Genomic DNA, 14472 nt, shown 5'->3' with positions numbered 1-14472 from the left:
CGTCAGCGGATCGGCGTCCCGGAGAGGGTCCGGGCGATCACGAGGCGCTGGATCTCGCTGGTGCCCTCGAAGATCGTGTAGATCGCGGCGTCGCGGTGCATGCGCTCGACCGGGTACTCCCGGGTGTAGCCGTTGCCGCCGAGGATCTGGATGGCCTGGGCGGTGACCTTCTTGGCCGTCTCGCTGGCGAACAGCTTGGACATCGAGCCCTCGGCCGAGGTGAACGGCTTTCCGGCGGTCGCCATCCAGGAGGCGCGCCAGACCAGGAGACGGGCGGCGTCGATCTGGGTGCGCATGTCGGCGAGCTGGAAGGCGATGCCCTGGTTGTCGATGATCGGGCGGCCGAACTGCTCGCGGGTCTTGGCGTATTCGAGGGCGTAGTCGTAGGCCGCGCGGGCGGTGCCGACGGCCATGGCGCCGACGGCGGGGCGGGAGGCCTCGAAGGTCGCCATGGCCGCGTTCTTCACGCGCTCACCACCGCCCGCCCTGGCCTTCTCGTGGGCCCGGGCGAGGCGCTCGTCGAGCTTCTCCTTGCCGCCGAGGAGGCAGTGGCCGGGGACGCGGACGTCCTCCAGGACGACCTCGGCGGTGTGCGAGGCCCGGATGCCGTGCTTCTGGAACTTCTGGCCCTGCGAGAGGCCGGGGGTGTTCGGCGGCACGATGAAGGAGGCGTGGCCCTTGGAGCCGAGCCCGGGGTCGACGACGGCGACGACGACATGGACGTTGGCGATGCCGCCGTTGGTCGCCCAGGTCTTGGTGCCGTTGAGCACCCACTCGTCCTTGGCCTCGTCGTAGACGGCACGGGTGCGCATGGAGGCGACATCGGAACCGGCGTCGGGCTCGGAGGAGCAGAAGGCGGCGACCTTCACGTCGTTCACGTCGCCGTACATCTGCGGGATCCAGGTGCCGATCTGCTCCTCGGTGCCGTTGGCGAGGACGCCGACGGCGGCGAGTCCGGTGCCGACGATGGAGAGGGCGATGCCCGCGTCGCCCCAGAAGAGCTCCTCCATCGCCATCGGGATGCCGAGGCCGGTCGGGTCGAAGAACTGCTGGGCGTAGAAATCGAGAGAGTAGATGCCGATCTTGGCGGCTTCCTGGATGATCGGCCAGGGAGTCTCCTCACGCTCGTCCCACTCGGCGGCGGCGGGGCGCATCACGTCCTCGGCGAATCCGTGCAGCCAGTCACGGACCTGCTTCTGGTCGTCGTTGAGTTCGAGCGTGAACTCGGCCATGTTCCCTCCCAGCATTGCGTTACTTGCGGTAACAGAAGTGTGTTACTCGCAAGTAGGTGCTGTCAACCTGCGGCGGAGCGGTTCAGGCCGCGCGGCACCGGGTGCCGGTCTGGTGTTACGTTGCGACAGCCTCACGGAATTCGCACGGGCGGGGAGACACGCTATGGAGACCACACACCGGACCACCGACCAGCAGAAGCCGGCCGATCAGCGGCGCCGCGAACTGCTGGAGGCGGCGGACCGGGTGGTGCTCCGGGACGGCCCCAAGGCCTCGATGAACGCCATCGCGGCCGAGGCCGGGATCACCAAGCCGATCCTCTACCGGCACTTCGGCGACAAGGGCGGGCTCTACCGGGCGCTGGCGACCCGTCATACCGACGCACTGCTCGCCGCGCTGCGGGCGGCGCTGGACGCCCCGGCCGACCGGCGCAGGCGCGTCGAGTCGACGCTCGACACCTACCTCGCCTCGATCGAGGCGATGCCGCAGGTCTACCGCTTCCTGATGCACCCTGCGGAGGCCTCGCACCAGGCCGAGCAGAGCTTCGACGTGGGCCGCCACTCGGCCCCGCTGCTGCGGCGGATGGGCGAAGAACTGGGCCAGGTCATCGCCGAACGCATCGACCTCGGCCCGGGCGGCGAGGCGCAGGCCCGCATCTGGGGCCATGGCATCGTCGGCATGATGCACGCGGCGGGCGACTGGTGGCTCGGCGAACGCCCGTGCTCGCGCAAGGAGTTGGTCCACGCGCTGGCGGACCTCCTGTGGGGGCGCCTCGCCGAGGCGGGCGACCGCGAAGGCGGGCCCGCGTTCTGAGGGTCGAGCCCTACGCCTGGGGTTCCGCGACACCGAGGCCCACGCCTCGGTTCCGAGGACCCATGACCCACGCCGCGGTTCCGAGAATCCATGACCCACGCCGCGGTCCCGAGGACCCAAGACCCACGCCTCGGTCCCGAGGACCCATGACCCACGCCGCGGTCCCGAGGACCCAAGACCCACGCCTCGGTCCCGAGGAATCAAGCCCTACGCCTTGAGGGAGTCCGCCCCGCTCCCCCACGGCTCCTTGCGGATCGCCCTCAGCAGACGTGACTTGCGCCACCCCGTGACATGGTCCGCGTAGACGCCGCCCTCCAGGTGGTCGCACTCGTGCTGGAGGCAGCGGGCGAAGAAGCCCGTGCCCTCGACCCGGGCCGGGGTGCCGTCCAGGCGGAGGCCCTCGACCACCGCCCGGTCGAAACGGGGGGTCGGCGCCTCCAGGCCGGGCAGGGAGAGGCAGCCCTCGGGACCCCGGACCACGTCCCCGTCCGCCTCCACCAGGCGCGGGTTGACCAGGTGCCCCAGGTGGCGGACGTCCTCGTCGTCCGGGCAGTCGTAGACGAAGACCCGCAGGCCCACGCCCACCTGGTTCGCCGCGAGACCGACGCCGTTCGCCGCGTACATCGTGGCGAACATGTCCTCGACCAGCCGGAGGAGCTCCGGGCCGAAGTCGGTGACGGGTTCACAGGGGGCGTGCAGCACCGGGTCGCCGAGCAGAGTCATGGCTCGCACGTGGCCGGAACTGCCGGGGATCGGCCGGTTTCGCATGGGCGTAAGGGTACGGTCCCCTGTGACCTCGCTCTTTCGGCAGGAGTCCCGGTGGTGCCGCGGTTCGGGTCGCTGGCCGGATCTCGATAGGCTGAGCCCGGACCGACGCAAGGAGGAACAAGAACGATGTCAGGACACCCCGGTAATCCAGAGCCGCTGTCGCCACGCGCCAAGCTGGCCGTGACGGCGGGCAAGGCCGCCGCCGCGGTGTCGCGCGCAGCGGGACGCGGCAGCGGATCGGTGATCGGCGGCCGGGTGGCGCTCAAGCTCGACCCCGATCTGCTGGGTCGGCTCGCGCAGCATCTGGACGTCGTCCTGGTGTCGGCGACCAACGGCAAGACCACCACGACCCGCCTGATCGCCGAGGCCCTGCGGGCCAGCGGCCCGGTCGTCTCCAACGCGCTCGGCGCCAACATGCCCGCCGGAATCACCTCCGCGCTGGCCGGCGGCTCGGACGCCAAGTACGGCGTCATCGAGGTCGACGAGAAGTACCTCGCCGGCGTCGCCCGGGACACCACGCCCAAGGCGATCGCGCTGCTCAACCTCTCCCGCGACCAGCTCGACCGCGCCGCGGAGACCCGGATGCTCGCCGAGAAGTGGCGCGAGGGCCTGAGCGGTACGAAGGCCGTGGTCATCGCCAACGCCGACGACCCGCTGATCGTCTGGGCCGCCTCCTCCTCCCCCAACGTCGTGTGGGTCGCCGCCGGCCAGGAGTGGAAGGACGACGCCTGGTCGTGCCCCTCCTGCGGCGGTGTCATGCAGCGCCCCGGCGACGACTGGTTCTGCGGCGAGTGCGGCTTCCGCCGCCCGGCACCGAGTTGGGCGCTCAACGGCGACCACGTCCTGGACCCGCACGGTTCGGCCTGGCCGATCCATCTGCAGCTGCCCGGCCGCGCCAACAAGGCCAACGCCGCCACCTCCGCCGCCGTCGCCGCGGTCTTCGGCGTGCCTCCGCAGGTCGCCCTTGAGCGCATGTACCAGGTGCAGGCCGTCGCCGGCCGCTACGACGTGGTCTCCTTCCAGGGCCGTGACCTGCGGCTGCTGCTCGCGAAGAACCCGGCGGGCTGGCTCGAAACGTTTTCCCTCATCGACCAGCCGCCGACCCCGGTGATCCTCTCCGTCAACGCGCGCGGCGCCGACGGCACGGACACCTCGTGGCTGTGGGACGTGGACTACGGACGGCTCGCCGGCCACCCGATCATGGTGATCGGTGACCGCAAGCTGGACCTCGCGGTCCGCCTCGAGGTCGCGGGCGTGGACTTCCGCGTGTGCGAGACGATCGACGAGGCGGTGCAGATGTCCCCGCCCGGACAGATCGAGCTGATCGCCAACTACACCGCCTTCCAGGACGTCCGCCGCCGCGTCGGCAACTGACCCGTAGAGGACATGCAGCATGAGTGAGAGCAGCCTGCGCCTGGTCTGGGTCTACCCGGACCTGCTCAGCACCTACGGCGACCAGGGCAACGCCCTCGTCGTCGAGCGCCGCGCCCGCCAGCGCGGTCTGGACGTCCAGCGCGTCGACGTCCGCAGCGACCAGCCGGTGCCGACCTCCGGCGACATCTATCTGATCGGCGGCGGCGAGGACCGGCCGCAGCGGCTCGCGGCCGAGCGGCTGCGCCGCGACGGCGGCCTCTCCCGGGCCGCGTCGAACGGCGCGATCATCTTCTCGGTCTGCGCCGGCTACCAGATCCTGGGCCACGAGTTCATCAACGACCTCGGCGAGCGCGAGCCCGGCCTCGGCCTGATCGACGTGATCTCCACCCGTGGCGAGGGCGAGCGGTGCGTCGGTGACGTCCTCGCGGACATCGACCCCCGGCTCGGCCTCCCCCAGCTCACCGGTTTCGAGAACCACCAGGGCATCACCCACCTCGGCCCGACGGCCCGCCCCTTCGCCAGGACCGTCTTCGGCAACGGCAACGGAACGGGCGACGGCACCGAGGGCGCGTACAACGAGACCGTCTTCGGTACGTACATGCACGGCCCGGTCATGGCCCGCAACCCGCAGATCGCGGACCTGCTCCTCAAGCTGGCCCTCGACGTGAACGCGCTGCCGCCGACCGACGACCGGTGGTACGAGGCGCTGCGCTCCGAGCGCATCGCCGCTGCGACGCAGCCCGCCTGACGCCCGGATCCGCGACACCCGGACGTACGGACGCACGATTGCCGCGGATTCGTACGAATCTACGGTGTCCACTGTGCGGACATCCGTTTCGGCCCCGCCACCCGGCACCGATAGGGTGGCGGGGATCCAACCGGACGACGTGGTCCGGGAGTCGGCCCACGTTGCAAAGGTATTTCGGGCTATGCGCATTGGTGTGCTCACCTCCGGCGGCGACTGCCCCGGTCTGAACGCCGTCATCCGTTCCGTCGTGCACCGCGCCGTCGTCGACCACGGGGACGAGGTCATCGGCTTCCACGACGGTTGGAAGGGTCTCCTGGAGGCCGACTACCGCAAGCTCGACCTCGACGCGGTGGGCGGCATCCTCGCCCGTGGCGGCACCATCCTCGGCTCCTCCCGGGTCCAGCCCGCACACCTGGTCGACGGCGTCGAGCGCGCCAGGGGCCATGTCGCCGAGCTCGGTCTCGACGCGATCATCCCGATCGGCGGCGAGGGCACGCTGAAGGCCGCCAACCTCCTGTCCGAGGCCGGGCTGCCGATCGTGGGCGTGCCCAAGACGATCGACAACGACATCGCCTCGACCGACGTCACCTTCGGCTTCGACACCGCCGTCGGTGTGGCCACCGAGGCCCTGGACCGGCTGAAGACCACCGCCGAGTCCCACCAGCGGGTCCTGATCGTCGAGGTCATGGGCCGGCACACCGGCTGGATCGCCCTGCACTCCGGCATGGCGGCGGGCGCGCACGCCATCGTCGTGCCCGAGCGGCCCTTCGACATCGACGAGCTGACCGCCCGGGTCGGCGAGCGCTTCGAGGCCGGCAAGCGCTTCGCGATCGTCGTGGTCGCCGAGGGCGCCAAGCCGCGCGAGGGTTCGATGAGCTTCGAGGTCGGCGCCAAGGACCAGTACGGTCACGAGCGCTTCACCGGCATCGCCAACCAGCTCTCGGTCGAACTGGAGCGCCGCCTCGGCAAGGAGGCCCGGCCGGTGATCCTCGGCCACGTCCAGCGCGGCGGCACGCCGACCGCGTACGACCGGGTCCTCGCCACCCGTTTCGGCTGGCACGCGGTGGAGGCGGCGCACCGCGGCGAGTTCGGCATGCTGACCGCGCTGCGCGGCACGGAGATCGAGATGGTCCCGCTCGCGCAGGCCGTGGAGACCCTCAAGACCGTTCCGGCCGAGCGGTACGCCGAGGCCGAGTGCGTGCTCTGACGACGCTCCCGTAGCTCCACGATCCGCCCCCGGTCGCATCCGCGAACGGGGGCGGTTCTAGTCTGGTGCGGACAACAAGCGCGAATCGGGCTCCAGGAGTACACAGATGGATCACAGCGGGCACGGCACGACCATGGATCTGCCGCCGTTCACGCTGGGGCGGGGGCTGGAGTTCTCGGCGGACCCGTTCTTCCTCGTCGGCTGCCTCGTGGGGCTCGCGCTGTACGGGTGGGGCGTGGCGCGCCTGCGGGGGCGCGGCGACCGCTGGCCGCTGAGCCGGACCGTCTTCTTCACGCTCGGTGTGCTGAGCGTGGCGCTGATGATGTGCACCAAGCTCAACGACTACGGCATGGTCATGTTCAGCGTGCACATGGTGCAGCACATGGTCGTCTCGATGCTCTCCCCCATCCTGCTGCTGCTCGGCGCGCCGGTGACGCTGGCGCTCAGGGCGCTGCCGGTGGCCGGCCGCGGCAGCAAGGGGCCCCGCGAGTGGCTGCTGATGCTGCTGCACAGCCGCTACATGCGGATCATCACGCACCCGGCGTTCACGATCCCGCTCTTCATCGCGAGCCTGTACGGCTTCTACTTCACCCCCCTCTTCGACACCCTGATGGGGTCGAAGGTCGGGCACATCGCGATGATGGTGCACTTCCTCGCCGTCGGCCTGGTCTTCTTCTGGCCGATCATGGGCGTCGACCCGGGGCCGCACCGCCCGGGCTACGTGATGCGGATGCTGGAGCTCTTCGCGGGCATGCCGTTCCACGCGTTCTTCGGGATCGCCCTGATGATGGCGACCGAGCCGATGATCAAGGCGTACGAGAATCCGCCGGCCTCGCTCGCCATCGACGCCCTGGCCGACCAGAACGCGGCGGGCGGCATCGCCTGGGCCTTCAGCGAGATCCCGTCGGTGCTGGTGCTGATCGCGCTCGTGTACCAGTGGTACCACTCCGAGCAGCGTCAGGCCGTCCGCAAGGACCGGGCCGCCGACCGCGACGGGGACAAGGAGCTGGAGGCGTACAACGCCTATCTCGCCTCGCTCCAGGCCCGCGGCCAGTAGGGCGGGCCGAACCGGGACGAGCAGGGGAGTAGCGCTCCGCCCCTCCCAGGGGTCACGATGAAGCGGACGGCCTCGTCATCCCGTCATGAGGAGGGCGGACACATGTCCGGTCCCACGAAGACGATGAGCGTGATCACCGTTTCGGCCCTGGTGCTGACGACGGCGTACACCGTGGCGCTCGGCAGCAGCGGCTGGCTCTGGTTCGGCTGGGTGGTGCTCGGTGTGGTCACGATCGGCATGGCGGCGGCGGACAGTGCCGCTCCCGGCGGGGCCCGCCGGCGCGGGCGGCCGGCGGGCCACTGAAGACACCCTCGCCTGAAGCACTCCGCGTGAAGGCGCCCCCGCCCTCCCTCCTACGTCACCGCGCTCACATGTGGCGGTTGGCGTAGTAGTGCTCGATCAGCTTGATGGCGTTGCCGTCCTCCTCGTGCTGCCCGCTCTCGAAGTCCGGCGACTCCTTGACCTCGTTCTTGGTGCAGGCGAGGTGGACGGTCTCGTGCTCGGTGTCGACGCGGGTGACCATTCCCGCGGGCAGCATCACGTGGCGGCCCAGGATCCACGGTCCGGTGTCGACGACGAGGTAGGAGCGGCCGACCTCCTCGGTGTGCTTGTCGACCTTTCCTATGTGTCCGTCGGTGGCCTCGACCCGATAGCCGATGAGCCGGGTTCCGGGCACATGGCCCGCGGTCTCGCGATAGCCCCAGATGTCGGCGCCCATGGCGGACCTCCTCCCTGGTCGTCCCTCGCGGGTACCCGCGAGGGCCCGCGGCTATCCGCGAGGGGCGAGAACGATCCAGGTGCGGCCGGGCGCGAAGTTCAGGGGCTCGCCGGCCGGGGTCGTGAAGGCGGTGCCTGCCTCGGCGGCCGGGCGGCTCCAGCGGGCCTCGTGGCCCCGGCCGTCCCGCAGGACGAGGGCGGTGCCCTTGCCGACCGTCTCGGTGTACGGGGAGACGCTGCCGAGGAAGTCGCTGAACTTCGACGGCCGGATGTCGACGTACTGCACGACGACGGTCGTCGCCGTCACGGGTCCGCCGTCGGTGGTGACGGCCGGCCGGCCGTCCATCGCCACCCGCCAGCCCTTCTCGGCACCGTTCCAGGTGAAGGTGTACCGGGCGGCGGGGAAGCGTACGGTGCGCTCGTTGACCGGGGTCCCGCCCTCGGGGGCCGGGCCGAAGCGGAATCCGATGTCCTTGGCCTGCTCCGCCTTCGGCGCGGCGGCCAGTACGCGGGCGGGCAGCAGGTACAGGTTGTGGGGGGCGCTGCGGCCGCGGTCGCGTACATAGGCGCCCGGCGCGTCCTCCGGCGGCAGCGCGTACAGCGGGGCCGCCTTGAGCAGGGGCTTCAGGCCGGAATGGGAGCCGGAGTAGGCGAGGGCGGGCCGGCCGAACTGCCGCAGCAGCTCGATGTCGGACTCGCGGGCGCTGCGCACGGGGCCGATCCGCTCGGGGAGGCGGCTGGAGCAGATGGCCAGGAGCCGGGTCTGGCCGCCCTCGACCTGCTCGACGTAGACCAGGTCTGCCGCGCCGAGGCCGGTGTGCGGGCGGGCCGGCCCCACGTTGTCGATCTTCACGGCGAGTACGGGGGCGGGCCGGGCCGGGAGGCCGGTGAAGGGAGACCGGGACGGGGGCCGGGACTCGGGACGCGGGGTGGTAGTGGCGGGCGTCGGGGTCGGTTCGGGGGTTCCCGCGTCGGAGCATCCGTACAGCCCGGCGGTCATCACCGCGCACAGCGCCGCGGTGACGGCTGCGCCGGGCCGTCTCGGTCGGCGTGCGGCAGCCATCGGTTCCACTCTCCTCCTCCAGTGTGGACCACGGACGCGCGAGGGGTGAGAAAGTACCCGGAGGGACAAGGGACGACGAACGGGGGCCGCCGGTGTTCTACCGCCTGTTGAAGTACGTGTTGCTCGGGCCGTTCCTGAGGCTGCTCTTCCGGCCGCGGATCGAGGGCCTTGAGCACATTCCGGAGGAGGGCGCGGCGATCGTCGCGGGCAATCATCTGTCGTTCTCCGACCACTTCCTGATGCCGGTCGTCCTGAAGCGGCGGATCACCTTCCTCGCGAAGCAGGAGTACTTCACCGGGCCGGGGCTCAAGGGCCGGCTGACCGCCGCGTTCTTCCGCAGCGCCGGGCAGATCCCGGTCGACCGCTCCGGCAAGGAGGCGGGGCAGGCGGCGATCCGCGAAGGGCTCGGTGTCCTGGCCAAGGGCGAGCTGCTCGGGATCTACCCCGAGGGCACCCGGTCGCACGACGGCCGGCTGTACAAGGGCAAGGTCGGGGTCGCCGTCATGGCGATCAGGGCCGGGGTGCCGGTGATCCCGTGCGCGATGGTGGGGACCTTCGAGATCCAGCCGCCCGGGCAGGTCGTGCCGCGGGTCAGGCGGGTCACCGTCCGGTTCGGGGCGCCCCTGGACTTCTCGCGCTATGCCGGGATGGAGGACCAGAAGGCGGCGATCCGCGCGGTGACCGACGAGATCATGTACGAGATCCTGGCGCTGTCCGGACAGGAGTACGTCGACGACTACGCGGCCAAGGTGAAGGCGGCGGAGGCGGAGAACGCCGTGGCACCGCGAAAGTTCCCGCGCCGCGGACGCTGACAGCTGATCCGCGCACGGCGAAAGCCGGTGGGGCGGCGATCACCGCCGCCGTAGCGTCGCACCCATGGCAAAGGGAAACGCACTCGTACTCGGAGCGACAGGACAGGTGGGGCGGGCGGCCGTGCGGGCGCTCGTCGCGGACGGTTGGGAGGTGACGGCGGCGTCGCGCGGCGGTGGCCGTGACGAGAGGTGGCCGGCGGAGGTCAGGTCGGTGGCGCTCGACCGCAACGAGGAGGGCGCGCTCGCGGCGGGGCTCGGCGACGGCTGTGACGTACTGGTGGACATCGTCGCCTACCACGGCGGCCACGGGCGGCAGTTGACCGCGCTCGCCGACCGGATCGGTTCGGCGGTGGTGATCTCCAGCGGTGCGGTCTACGAGGACGACCGGGGCCGCAGCTTCGACACTCAGGACGAGCCGGACGGCTTCCCCGCCTTCCCGGTGCCGATCCCGGAGTCCTGGCCGACGGTGGCGCGGGGCGAGGGGACCTACGGCACGCGGAAGGTGGCGCTGGAACAGGAGTTGCTCGCAGCGGGCGAGGCGCTGCCGACGACGGTGTTGCGGGCGGGTGCGATCCACGGACCGTACTGCCCGGGCCCGCGCGAGCTGTGGTTCGTCAAGCGGGCGCTCGACGGGCGGCCGGTGCGCGTCCTCTCGTACGGCGGCGCCTCGCGGTTCCACCCCGTCCATGTGGACAATCTGGCGGAGCTGATCCGCCTGGCGGCGGCGAACCCGGGCAGCCGGGTGCTCAACGGCGCCGATCCGCAGGCGCCGACCGTGGCGGAGATCGGCCGCGCGATCGACGCGGTGATGGGTGTGGAGAGCGAGACGGTCCTCATCGAGGGGCCCGCGGTGGGCACGGTGGGGCTCACGCCGTGGACGGGCGCCCACCCGATCGTCTACGGGATGACGGCGGCGGAGAAGGAGTTGGGGTACCGGCCGGTGGTGTCGTACGAGGAGTCCCTGCCGGCGACGGTCGAGTGGCTGACCGCGCAGCTGGCGGTGCGGGAGTGGCGTGAGGCGTTCCCGGGTCTGGTGAAGTACCAGGTGGACTTCTTCGACTACGCGGCCGAGGACGCCTGGCTGGCCACGCGCGCATGAGGGAGGGGCGGCCGCTCGGGCGGCCGCCCCTCCCCCGTCAGTCGGTGGCTACGGCTGGGGCGTGGCGTGCGGAGCGCATGTCACGTCCTTGCCGTCCAGCGCGCCGGTCAGCAGGTACGCCTCCACCCGGGTGTTCAGGCACGGGTTGACGAGGTTGGTGATGCCGTGCGAGCCGGCGTCCTTCTCGGTGATCAGACGCGAGCCCTTGAACCGCTTGTGCAGCTCGACCGCTCCGGCGTACGGCGTGGCCGCGTCCCGCTCGGCCTGGGTGATGAGCACGGGCGGCAGGCCCTTGCCGGTGCGCACCTCGGTCGGCCGCTGACGCGGAGTGGACCAGGTGGCGCAGGGCAGGTTCATCCAGGCGTTGGCCCACGTCATGAAGGGGTACTTCTCGTGGAGCCGGCTGTTGTCCCGGTCCCACTTCTTCCAGCTGGTCGGCCAGGGGGCGTCGGCGCACTCGACGGCGGTGTAGACCGCGTTGCCGTTCTCCGAGGCGGTGTTGCCGGCCGTGTCGGTGGGGTCGGCGGCCGCCGAGTCGATCAGCGGCTGCGGGTCACCGGCGGCGTAGGCGCTCCAGGCCTTGGCGACCGGGACCCACATGGAGTCGTAGTACGGCGCGTTCTGGAAGAAGCCGACGAGCTCGGCCGGTCCGACCTTCCCGCCCAGCGGGCTCTTCTTGGCCGCGGCGCGCAGCGTCTCCCACTGCTGCCGGACCTCCTCGTAGGTGTCGCCGAGGTGGAAGGTGGCATCGTGCTGGGCGACCCAGGTCATCCAGTCCTTGAGCCGGCCCTCGAAGGCGATGTCCTGGTCGAGGTTGACCTCGTACCAGATCTTCCGCGTCGAGGGGTTGACGACGCTGTCGAGCACCATGCGCCGGACGTGGCTGGGGAAGAGGGTGCCGTAGACGGCGCCGAGGTAGGTGCCGTAGGAGACGCCGACGAAGTTGAGCTTCTTCTCGCCGAGCGCGGCCCGGACGACGTCGAGGTCGCGGGCGGTGTTGAGCGTGTTGATGTACGGCAGGATGTCGCCGCTCTTCTCCGCGCAGCCCGCGGCGTACTCGGCGGCGAGCTTGCGCTGCGCGCGCTTGTCGGCCTCGCTGTCGGGCACCGGGTCGAGCTTGGGGCCCTTGACGAACTCGCTCGGGTCGACACAGGAGATGGGGGCCGAGTGGCCGACGCCGCGCGGGTCGAAGCCGACGAAGTCGTACGCCTTGGCGGTGTTCGCCCAGAGGGCGCTCTTGGTGGTGACGCGGCGGGGGAAACGCAGTCCGGAGCCGCCGGGACCGCCGGGGTTGTACAGGAGCGCGCCCTGGCGCTCCGCGGGGGTGCCGGTCGCGCCGATGCGGTCGACGGCGATCTTGATCTGCTTGCCGTTCGGCTTGCTGTAGTCGACCGGGACGGTCACCCAGCCGCACTGGATGGGCTTCTCCAGGCCCCAGTCGGCCGGGCAGTCCTGCCAGTCGATGCCCTGCTGCGCCGCCCGCTCGGCGGCGACGGCGGCGCCGCGCGCCTCCGCGTCCGGCCGGTGGCGGCTGTCGGCGGTGGCGGCCGGAGCCGCCAGCGCGCCCGCCATGAGTGTGCCCGCTATGAGAGTGCCGGCCGAGCCGAGCACCGCGGTGCGTCCCACGTGGTTCCTCCCCCTATGGATGTCGGTCTGTCCGGGGGATCCTTTCGTCAGTGGGGCACGCGGCGAAAGGTCGTACTGGTGTTTCTTTGCCGAACCAATAACCGGAGAGCGGTGTACCGCTGAGCGGAGTGCACCTGGATGTGCTTCTGGGCGGTGACCTCAGAACGGGGCAAGGGCGTTGAGCGCCTCGTCGAGGACGCGCCGCAGGTGGAGTGCGTCGGGGGCGACGGCCGTGACCAGCGCGGCGGGTCCGGCGAGGGGGGCGAGGGCCGCGTGGTCGGCGAACAGCAGCGGCTCCACCGGCTTCGCCTCGAACCGCGGGTCGACCACCAGGAGTTGTCCGACGGCGCGATGGCCGGCGAGGACGGCGCCCCCGTCCCAGCCGCCGGGTGCGCCCGGCCCGTACGCCAACTCCTGGTCGAGCAGGGGCCGTCCCGCACGGCGGACGGTGAGGCGGGTGGTGAGTGTGCCGGTCTCCTCACCGTGCCGGCCGAGGACCTGTTCCTCGCGGAGCACGAGCCGTGCCGTGCCGGCGAGTTCGACGGTCGTGCGCATCCGCAGGTCCGATCCGCGGGCCGAGACGAGCTGTTCGGGCAGCCAGCGCAGCGTGGCGTCCTCGCCGACGGTGAGCCGGATGTCGTACACGGCGGGTTCGTCACCCCGTCCGGGCAGGGCGACGGTCGCGGCGGCGGAGTCCACGAGGAGCCGCGCCCCGTCCCGTACCTCCGTCTCGACGGCCAGCCGGTCACCGCCGAGCGGCGCGCTCATCGCGCCGACGACCGTGACGCGGGTGTACGGGCCGGTGGCGCGGGTGCGCCGGACTGCGAGAGGGCCGGAGCTCTCCAGGAGGGGCAGGCCGCCGTCGGCGTCGGCGACGATCCGGGCGGTGGCGTTCAGGCTCATGCGACCCAGGCGGCCAGCTGGGCGCGTACCCAGTCGGCGACGGGGCGGACGCCGTCGGGGCCGGTGAGCGAGGTGAAGGCGACGGGCAGGTCACCGCGCTGCGCCTTGGCGTCGCGGGCCATCCGCTCCAGGTCGGAGCCCACGTACGGCGCGAGGTCGGTCTTGTTGACCACGAGCAGGTCGGCGGTGGTGACACCGGGGCCGCCCTTGCGCGGGATGTCGTCGCCGCCGGCCACGTCGATGACGAAGATCTGGGCGTCGACCAGGCCCTTGGAGAAGGTGGCGGTGAGGTTGTCGCCGCCGGACTCGACGAGGATCAGATCGAGGGGGCCCACCCTGTCCTCCAACTCCTCGACGGCTTCGAGGTTGGCCGAGATGTCGTCGCGGATCGCGGTGTGGGGGCAGGCGCCGGTCTCGACGGCCTGGATGCGCTCGGGGGGCAGGACGGCGTTGCGGAGCAGGAACTCGGCGTCCTCGCGGGTGTAGATGTCGTTGGTGACGACGGCGAGGGAGAGCTGGTCGCGCAGGGTGCGGCAGAGCGCGGCGACGGTCGCGGTCTTGCCGGAGCCGACGGGCCCGCCGAGTCCGACGCGCAGCGCGCGCCGCTTCCCGTCGGGACGGTGGGCGTCGGCGGAGACGGCGGCCGGGCCGTCGTGGGAGTGGTCGAGGTGCATGGGGCGGCTCCAGTGGTTCTCAGGACGGGAAGAGGCTCAGGATGGGGGGAGTCTCAGGATGGGGGGAGTCTCAGGATGGGGTCTCAGGAGGCGAAGAGGCGGACGGGCCAGGCCGCGTGCTGCTCGGCCGTGATGTCGAGGAGGGGCGCGGACGCCGCGGGCAGGGCGTCGACACCTCTCAGCGCGGCGGCAGCGGCCTGCTCGGCGACCCGGTCCATCTCGGGGGCGAGGCGGGCGAGGACGGCGGTGGCCTGGAAGGGGTCGAGGCCGAGGAGGCGTACCGCCGCGGTGGCCGGGCCGCTGACCGTCTCGTACGCGACGCAGTGCGCGGCGTCCTCGGGGCCGAGGCCGGCGGCGCGGGCGGCGGTGCCGAGGACGACG

The 14472-nt window shown here is 71.5% G+C and carries 16 protein-coding genes; 8 read left to right on the top strand and 8 right to left on the bottom strand.

What is annotated here, in order from left to right:
* Positions 1-2: 2 nt before the first annotated feature.
* Positions 3-1232 carry an acyl-CoA dehydrogenase family protein gene (locus tag J7E93_RS03125; RefSeq protein WP_215065668.1) on the bottom strand — a complete coding sequence of 410 codons (1230 nt, stop codon included), beginning with the start codon at positions 1230-1232 and terminating at the stop codon, positions 3-5.
* 163 nt (positions 1233-1395) lie between these two features.
* Between J7E93_RS03125 and J7E93_RS03120 the strand changes: the two genes are divergently transcribed.
* Complete coding sequence (locus J7E93_RS03120) at positions 1396-2043, top strand: TetR family transcriptional regulator (RefSeq protein WP_215065667.1); 648 nt, start codon at positions 1396-1398, stop codon at positions 2041-2043.
* 207 nt (positions 2044-2250) lie between these two features.
* Here the strand turns inward: J7E93_RS03120 and def are convergent, their stop codons facing one another.
* Positions 2251-2811, bottom strand: coding sequence for a peptide deformylase (gene def / locus J7E93_RS03115; RefSeq protein ID WP_215065666.1), 561 nt, complete (start codon positions 2809-2811; stop codon positions 2251-2253).
* Between the two features lie 126 nt (positions 2812-2937).
* Between def and J7E93_RS03110 the strand changes: the two genes are divergently transcribed.
* From J7E93_RS03110 to J7E93_RS03090, 5 genes are all read left to right on the top strand, one after another.
* On the top strand, positions 2938-4185 hold the full coding sequence (locus tag J7E93_RS03110; protein ID WP_215065665.1) for a MurT ligase domain-containing protein: 1248 nt from the start codon (positions 2938-2940) through the stop codon (positions 4183-4185).
* Between the two features lie 19 nt (positions 4186-4204).
* A complete protein-coding gene (locus J7E93_RS03105) occupies positions 4205-4933 on the top strand; it encodes a type 1 glutamine amidotransferase (RefSeq protein WP_215065664.1) in 729 nt (242 codons plus the stop codon).
* 181 nt (positions 4934-5114) lie between these two features.
* The gene (locus J7E93_RS03100) at positions 5115-6140 is read left to right on the top strand and encodes a 6-phosphofructokinase (RefSeq protein WP_215065663.1); all 1026 of its coding nucleotides are present in this window, start codon (positions 5115-5117) and stop codon (positions 6138-6140) included.
* Between the two features lie 106 nt (positions 6141-6246).
* A complete protein-coding gene (locus tag J7E93_RS03095) occupies positions 6247-7197 on the top strand; it encodes a cytochrome c oxidase assembly protein (RefSeq protein ID WP_215065662.1) in 951 nt (316 codons plus the stop codon).
* A gap of 102 nt (positions 7198-7299) precedes the next feature.
* Complete coding sequence (locus tag J7E93_RS03090) at positions 7300-7500, top strand: hypothetical protein (protein ID WP_215065661.1); 201 nt, start codon at positions 7300-7302, stop codon at positions 7498-7500.
* A 64-nt stretch (positions 7501-7564) separates the two neighbouring features.
* On the opposite strand, the gene J7E93_RS03085 is transcribed toward J7E93_RS03090, so the two are convergent.
* Positions 7565-7915: a PRC-barrel domain containing protein gene (locus J7E93_RS03085; RefSeq protein ID WP_215065660.1), complete on the bottom strand. Its 351-nt coding sequence runs from the start codon at positions 7913-7915 to the stop codon at positions 7565-7567.
* Between the two features lie 51 nt (positions 7916-7966).
* Positions 7967-8977, bottom strand: a complete 1011-nt coding sequence (locus J7E93_RS03080; protein WP_215065659.1) for a DUF3048 domain-containing protein — start codon at positions 8975-8977, stop codon at positions 7967-7969.
* A 92-nt stretch (positions 8978-9069) separates the two neighbouring features.
* Here J7E93_RS03080 and J7E93_RS03075 point away from each other — a divergent pair, with 92 nt between their 5' ends.
* Both J7E93_RS03075 and J7E93_RS03070 read left to right on the top strand, forming a co-directional pair.
* Positions 9070-9789, top strand: a complete 720-nt coding sequence (locus tag J7E93_RS03075; RefSeq protein WP_215065658.1) for a 1-acyl-sn-glycerol-3-phosphate acyltransferase — start codon at positions 9070-9072, stop codon at positions 9787-9789.
* A 64-nt stretch (positions 9790-9853) separates the two neighbouring features.
* Positions 9854-10888: an NAD(P)-dependent oxidoreductase gene (locus J7E93_RS03070; protein ID WP_215065657.1), complete on the top strand. Its 1035-nt coding sequence runs from the start codon at positions 9854-9856 to the stop codon at positions 10886-10888.
* A 48-nt stretch (positions 10889-10936) separates the two neighbouring features.
* On the opposite strand, the gene J7E93_RS03065 is transcribed toward J7E93_RS03070, so the two are convergent.
* The 4 genes from J7E93_RS03065 to J7E93_RS03050 form a co-directional block, all read right to left on the bottom strand.
* On the bottom strand, positions 10937-12514 hold the full coding sequence (locus J7E93_RS03065; RefSeq protein ID WP_215065656.1) for an alpha/beta hydrolase: 1578 nt from the start codon (positions 12512-12514) through the stop codon (positions 10937-10939).
* Positions 12515-12673: 159 nt separating this feature from the next.
* Complete coding sequence (locus tag J7E93_RS03060; RefSeq protein ID WP_215065655.1) at positions 12674-13417, bottom strand: urease accessory protein UreD; 744 nt, start codon at positions 13415-13417, stop codon at positions 12674-12676.
* Positions 13414-14091, bottom strand: coding sequence for an urease accessory protein UreG (gene ureG, locus J7E93_RS03055; protein ID WP_215065654.1), 678 nt, complete (start codon positions 14089-14091; stop codon positions 13414-13416). The genes J7E93_RS03060 and ureG overlap by 4 nt, the downstream gene beginning before the upstream one ends.
* A gap of 83 nt (positions 14092-14174) precedes the next feature.
* Positions 14175-14472: urease accessory UreF family protein (locus J7E93_RS03050; protein WP_285440868.1), on the bottom strand; the 298-nt coding region annotated here is incomplete at its 5' end.

The organism is Streptomyces sp. ISL-36 (assembly GCF_018614205.1).
Classification (GTDB): domain Bacteria; phylum Actinomycetota; class Actinomycetes; order Streptomycetales; family Streptomycetaceae; genus Streptomyces.
This window is presented reverse-complemented; position numbering and strand designations above follow the sequence as displayed.

Excerpts from the sequence above, each read along its gene's own strand:
- J7E93_RS03070 (WP_215065657.1), top strand. The coding sequence starts at position 9,854 with ATGGCAAAGGGAAACGCACTCGTACTCGGAGCGACAGGACAGGTGGGG.
- J7E93_RS03110 (WP_215065665.1), top strand. The coding sequence starts at position 2,938 with ATGTCAGGACACCCCGGTAATCCAGAGCCGCTGTCGCCACGCGCCAAG.
- J7E93_RS03090 (WP_215065661.1), top strand. The coding sequence starts at position 7,300 with ATGTCCGGTCCCACGAAGACGATGAGCGTGATCACCGTTTCGGCCCTG.
- J7E93_RS03085 (WP_215065660.1), bottom strand. The coding sequence starts at position 7,915 with ATGGGCGCCGACATCTGGGGCTATCGCGAGACCGCGGGCCATGTGCCC.
- J7E93_RS03100 (WP_215065663.1), top strand. The coding sequence starts at position 5,115 with ATGCGCATTGGTGTGCTCACCTCCGGCGGCGACTGCCCCGGTCTGAAC.
- J7E93_RS03125 (WP_215065668.1), bottom strand. The coding sequence starts at position 1,232 with ATGGCCGAGTTCACGCTCGAACTCAACGACGACCAGAAGCAGGTCCGT.
- J7E93_RS03105 (WP_215065664.1), top strand. The coding sequence starts at position 4,205 with ATGAGTGAGAGCAGCCTGCGCCTGGTCTGGGTCTACCCGGACCTGCTC.
- J7E93_RS03060 (WP_215065655.1), bottom strand. The coding sequence starts at position 13,417 with ATGAGCCTGAACGCCACCGCCCGGATCGTCGCCGACGCCGACGGCGGC.
- J7E93_RS03120 (WP_215065667.1), top strand. The coding sequence starts at position 1,396 with ATGGAGACCACACACCGGACCACCGACCAGCAGAAGCCGGCCGATCAG.
- J7E93_RS03095 (WP_215065662.1), top strand. The coding sequence starts at position 6,247 with ATGGATCACAGCGGGCACGGCACGACCATGGATCTGCCGCCGTTCACG.
- ureG (WP_215065654.1), bottom strand. The coding sequence starts at position 14,091 with ATGCACCTCGACCACTCCCACGACGGCCCGGCCGCCGTCTCCGCCGAC.
- J7E93_RS03080 (WP_215065659.1), bottom strand. The coding sequence starts at position 8,977 with ATGGCTGCCGCACGCCGACCGAGACGGCCCGGCGCAGCCGTCACCGCG.
- def (WP_215065666.1), bottom strand. The coding sequence starts at position 2,811 with ATGCGAAACCGGCCGATCCCCGGCAGTTCCGGCCACGTGCGAGCCATG.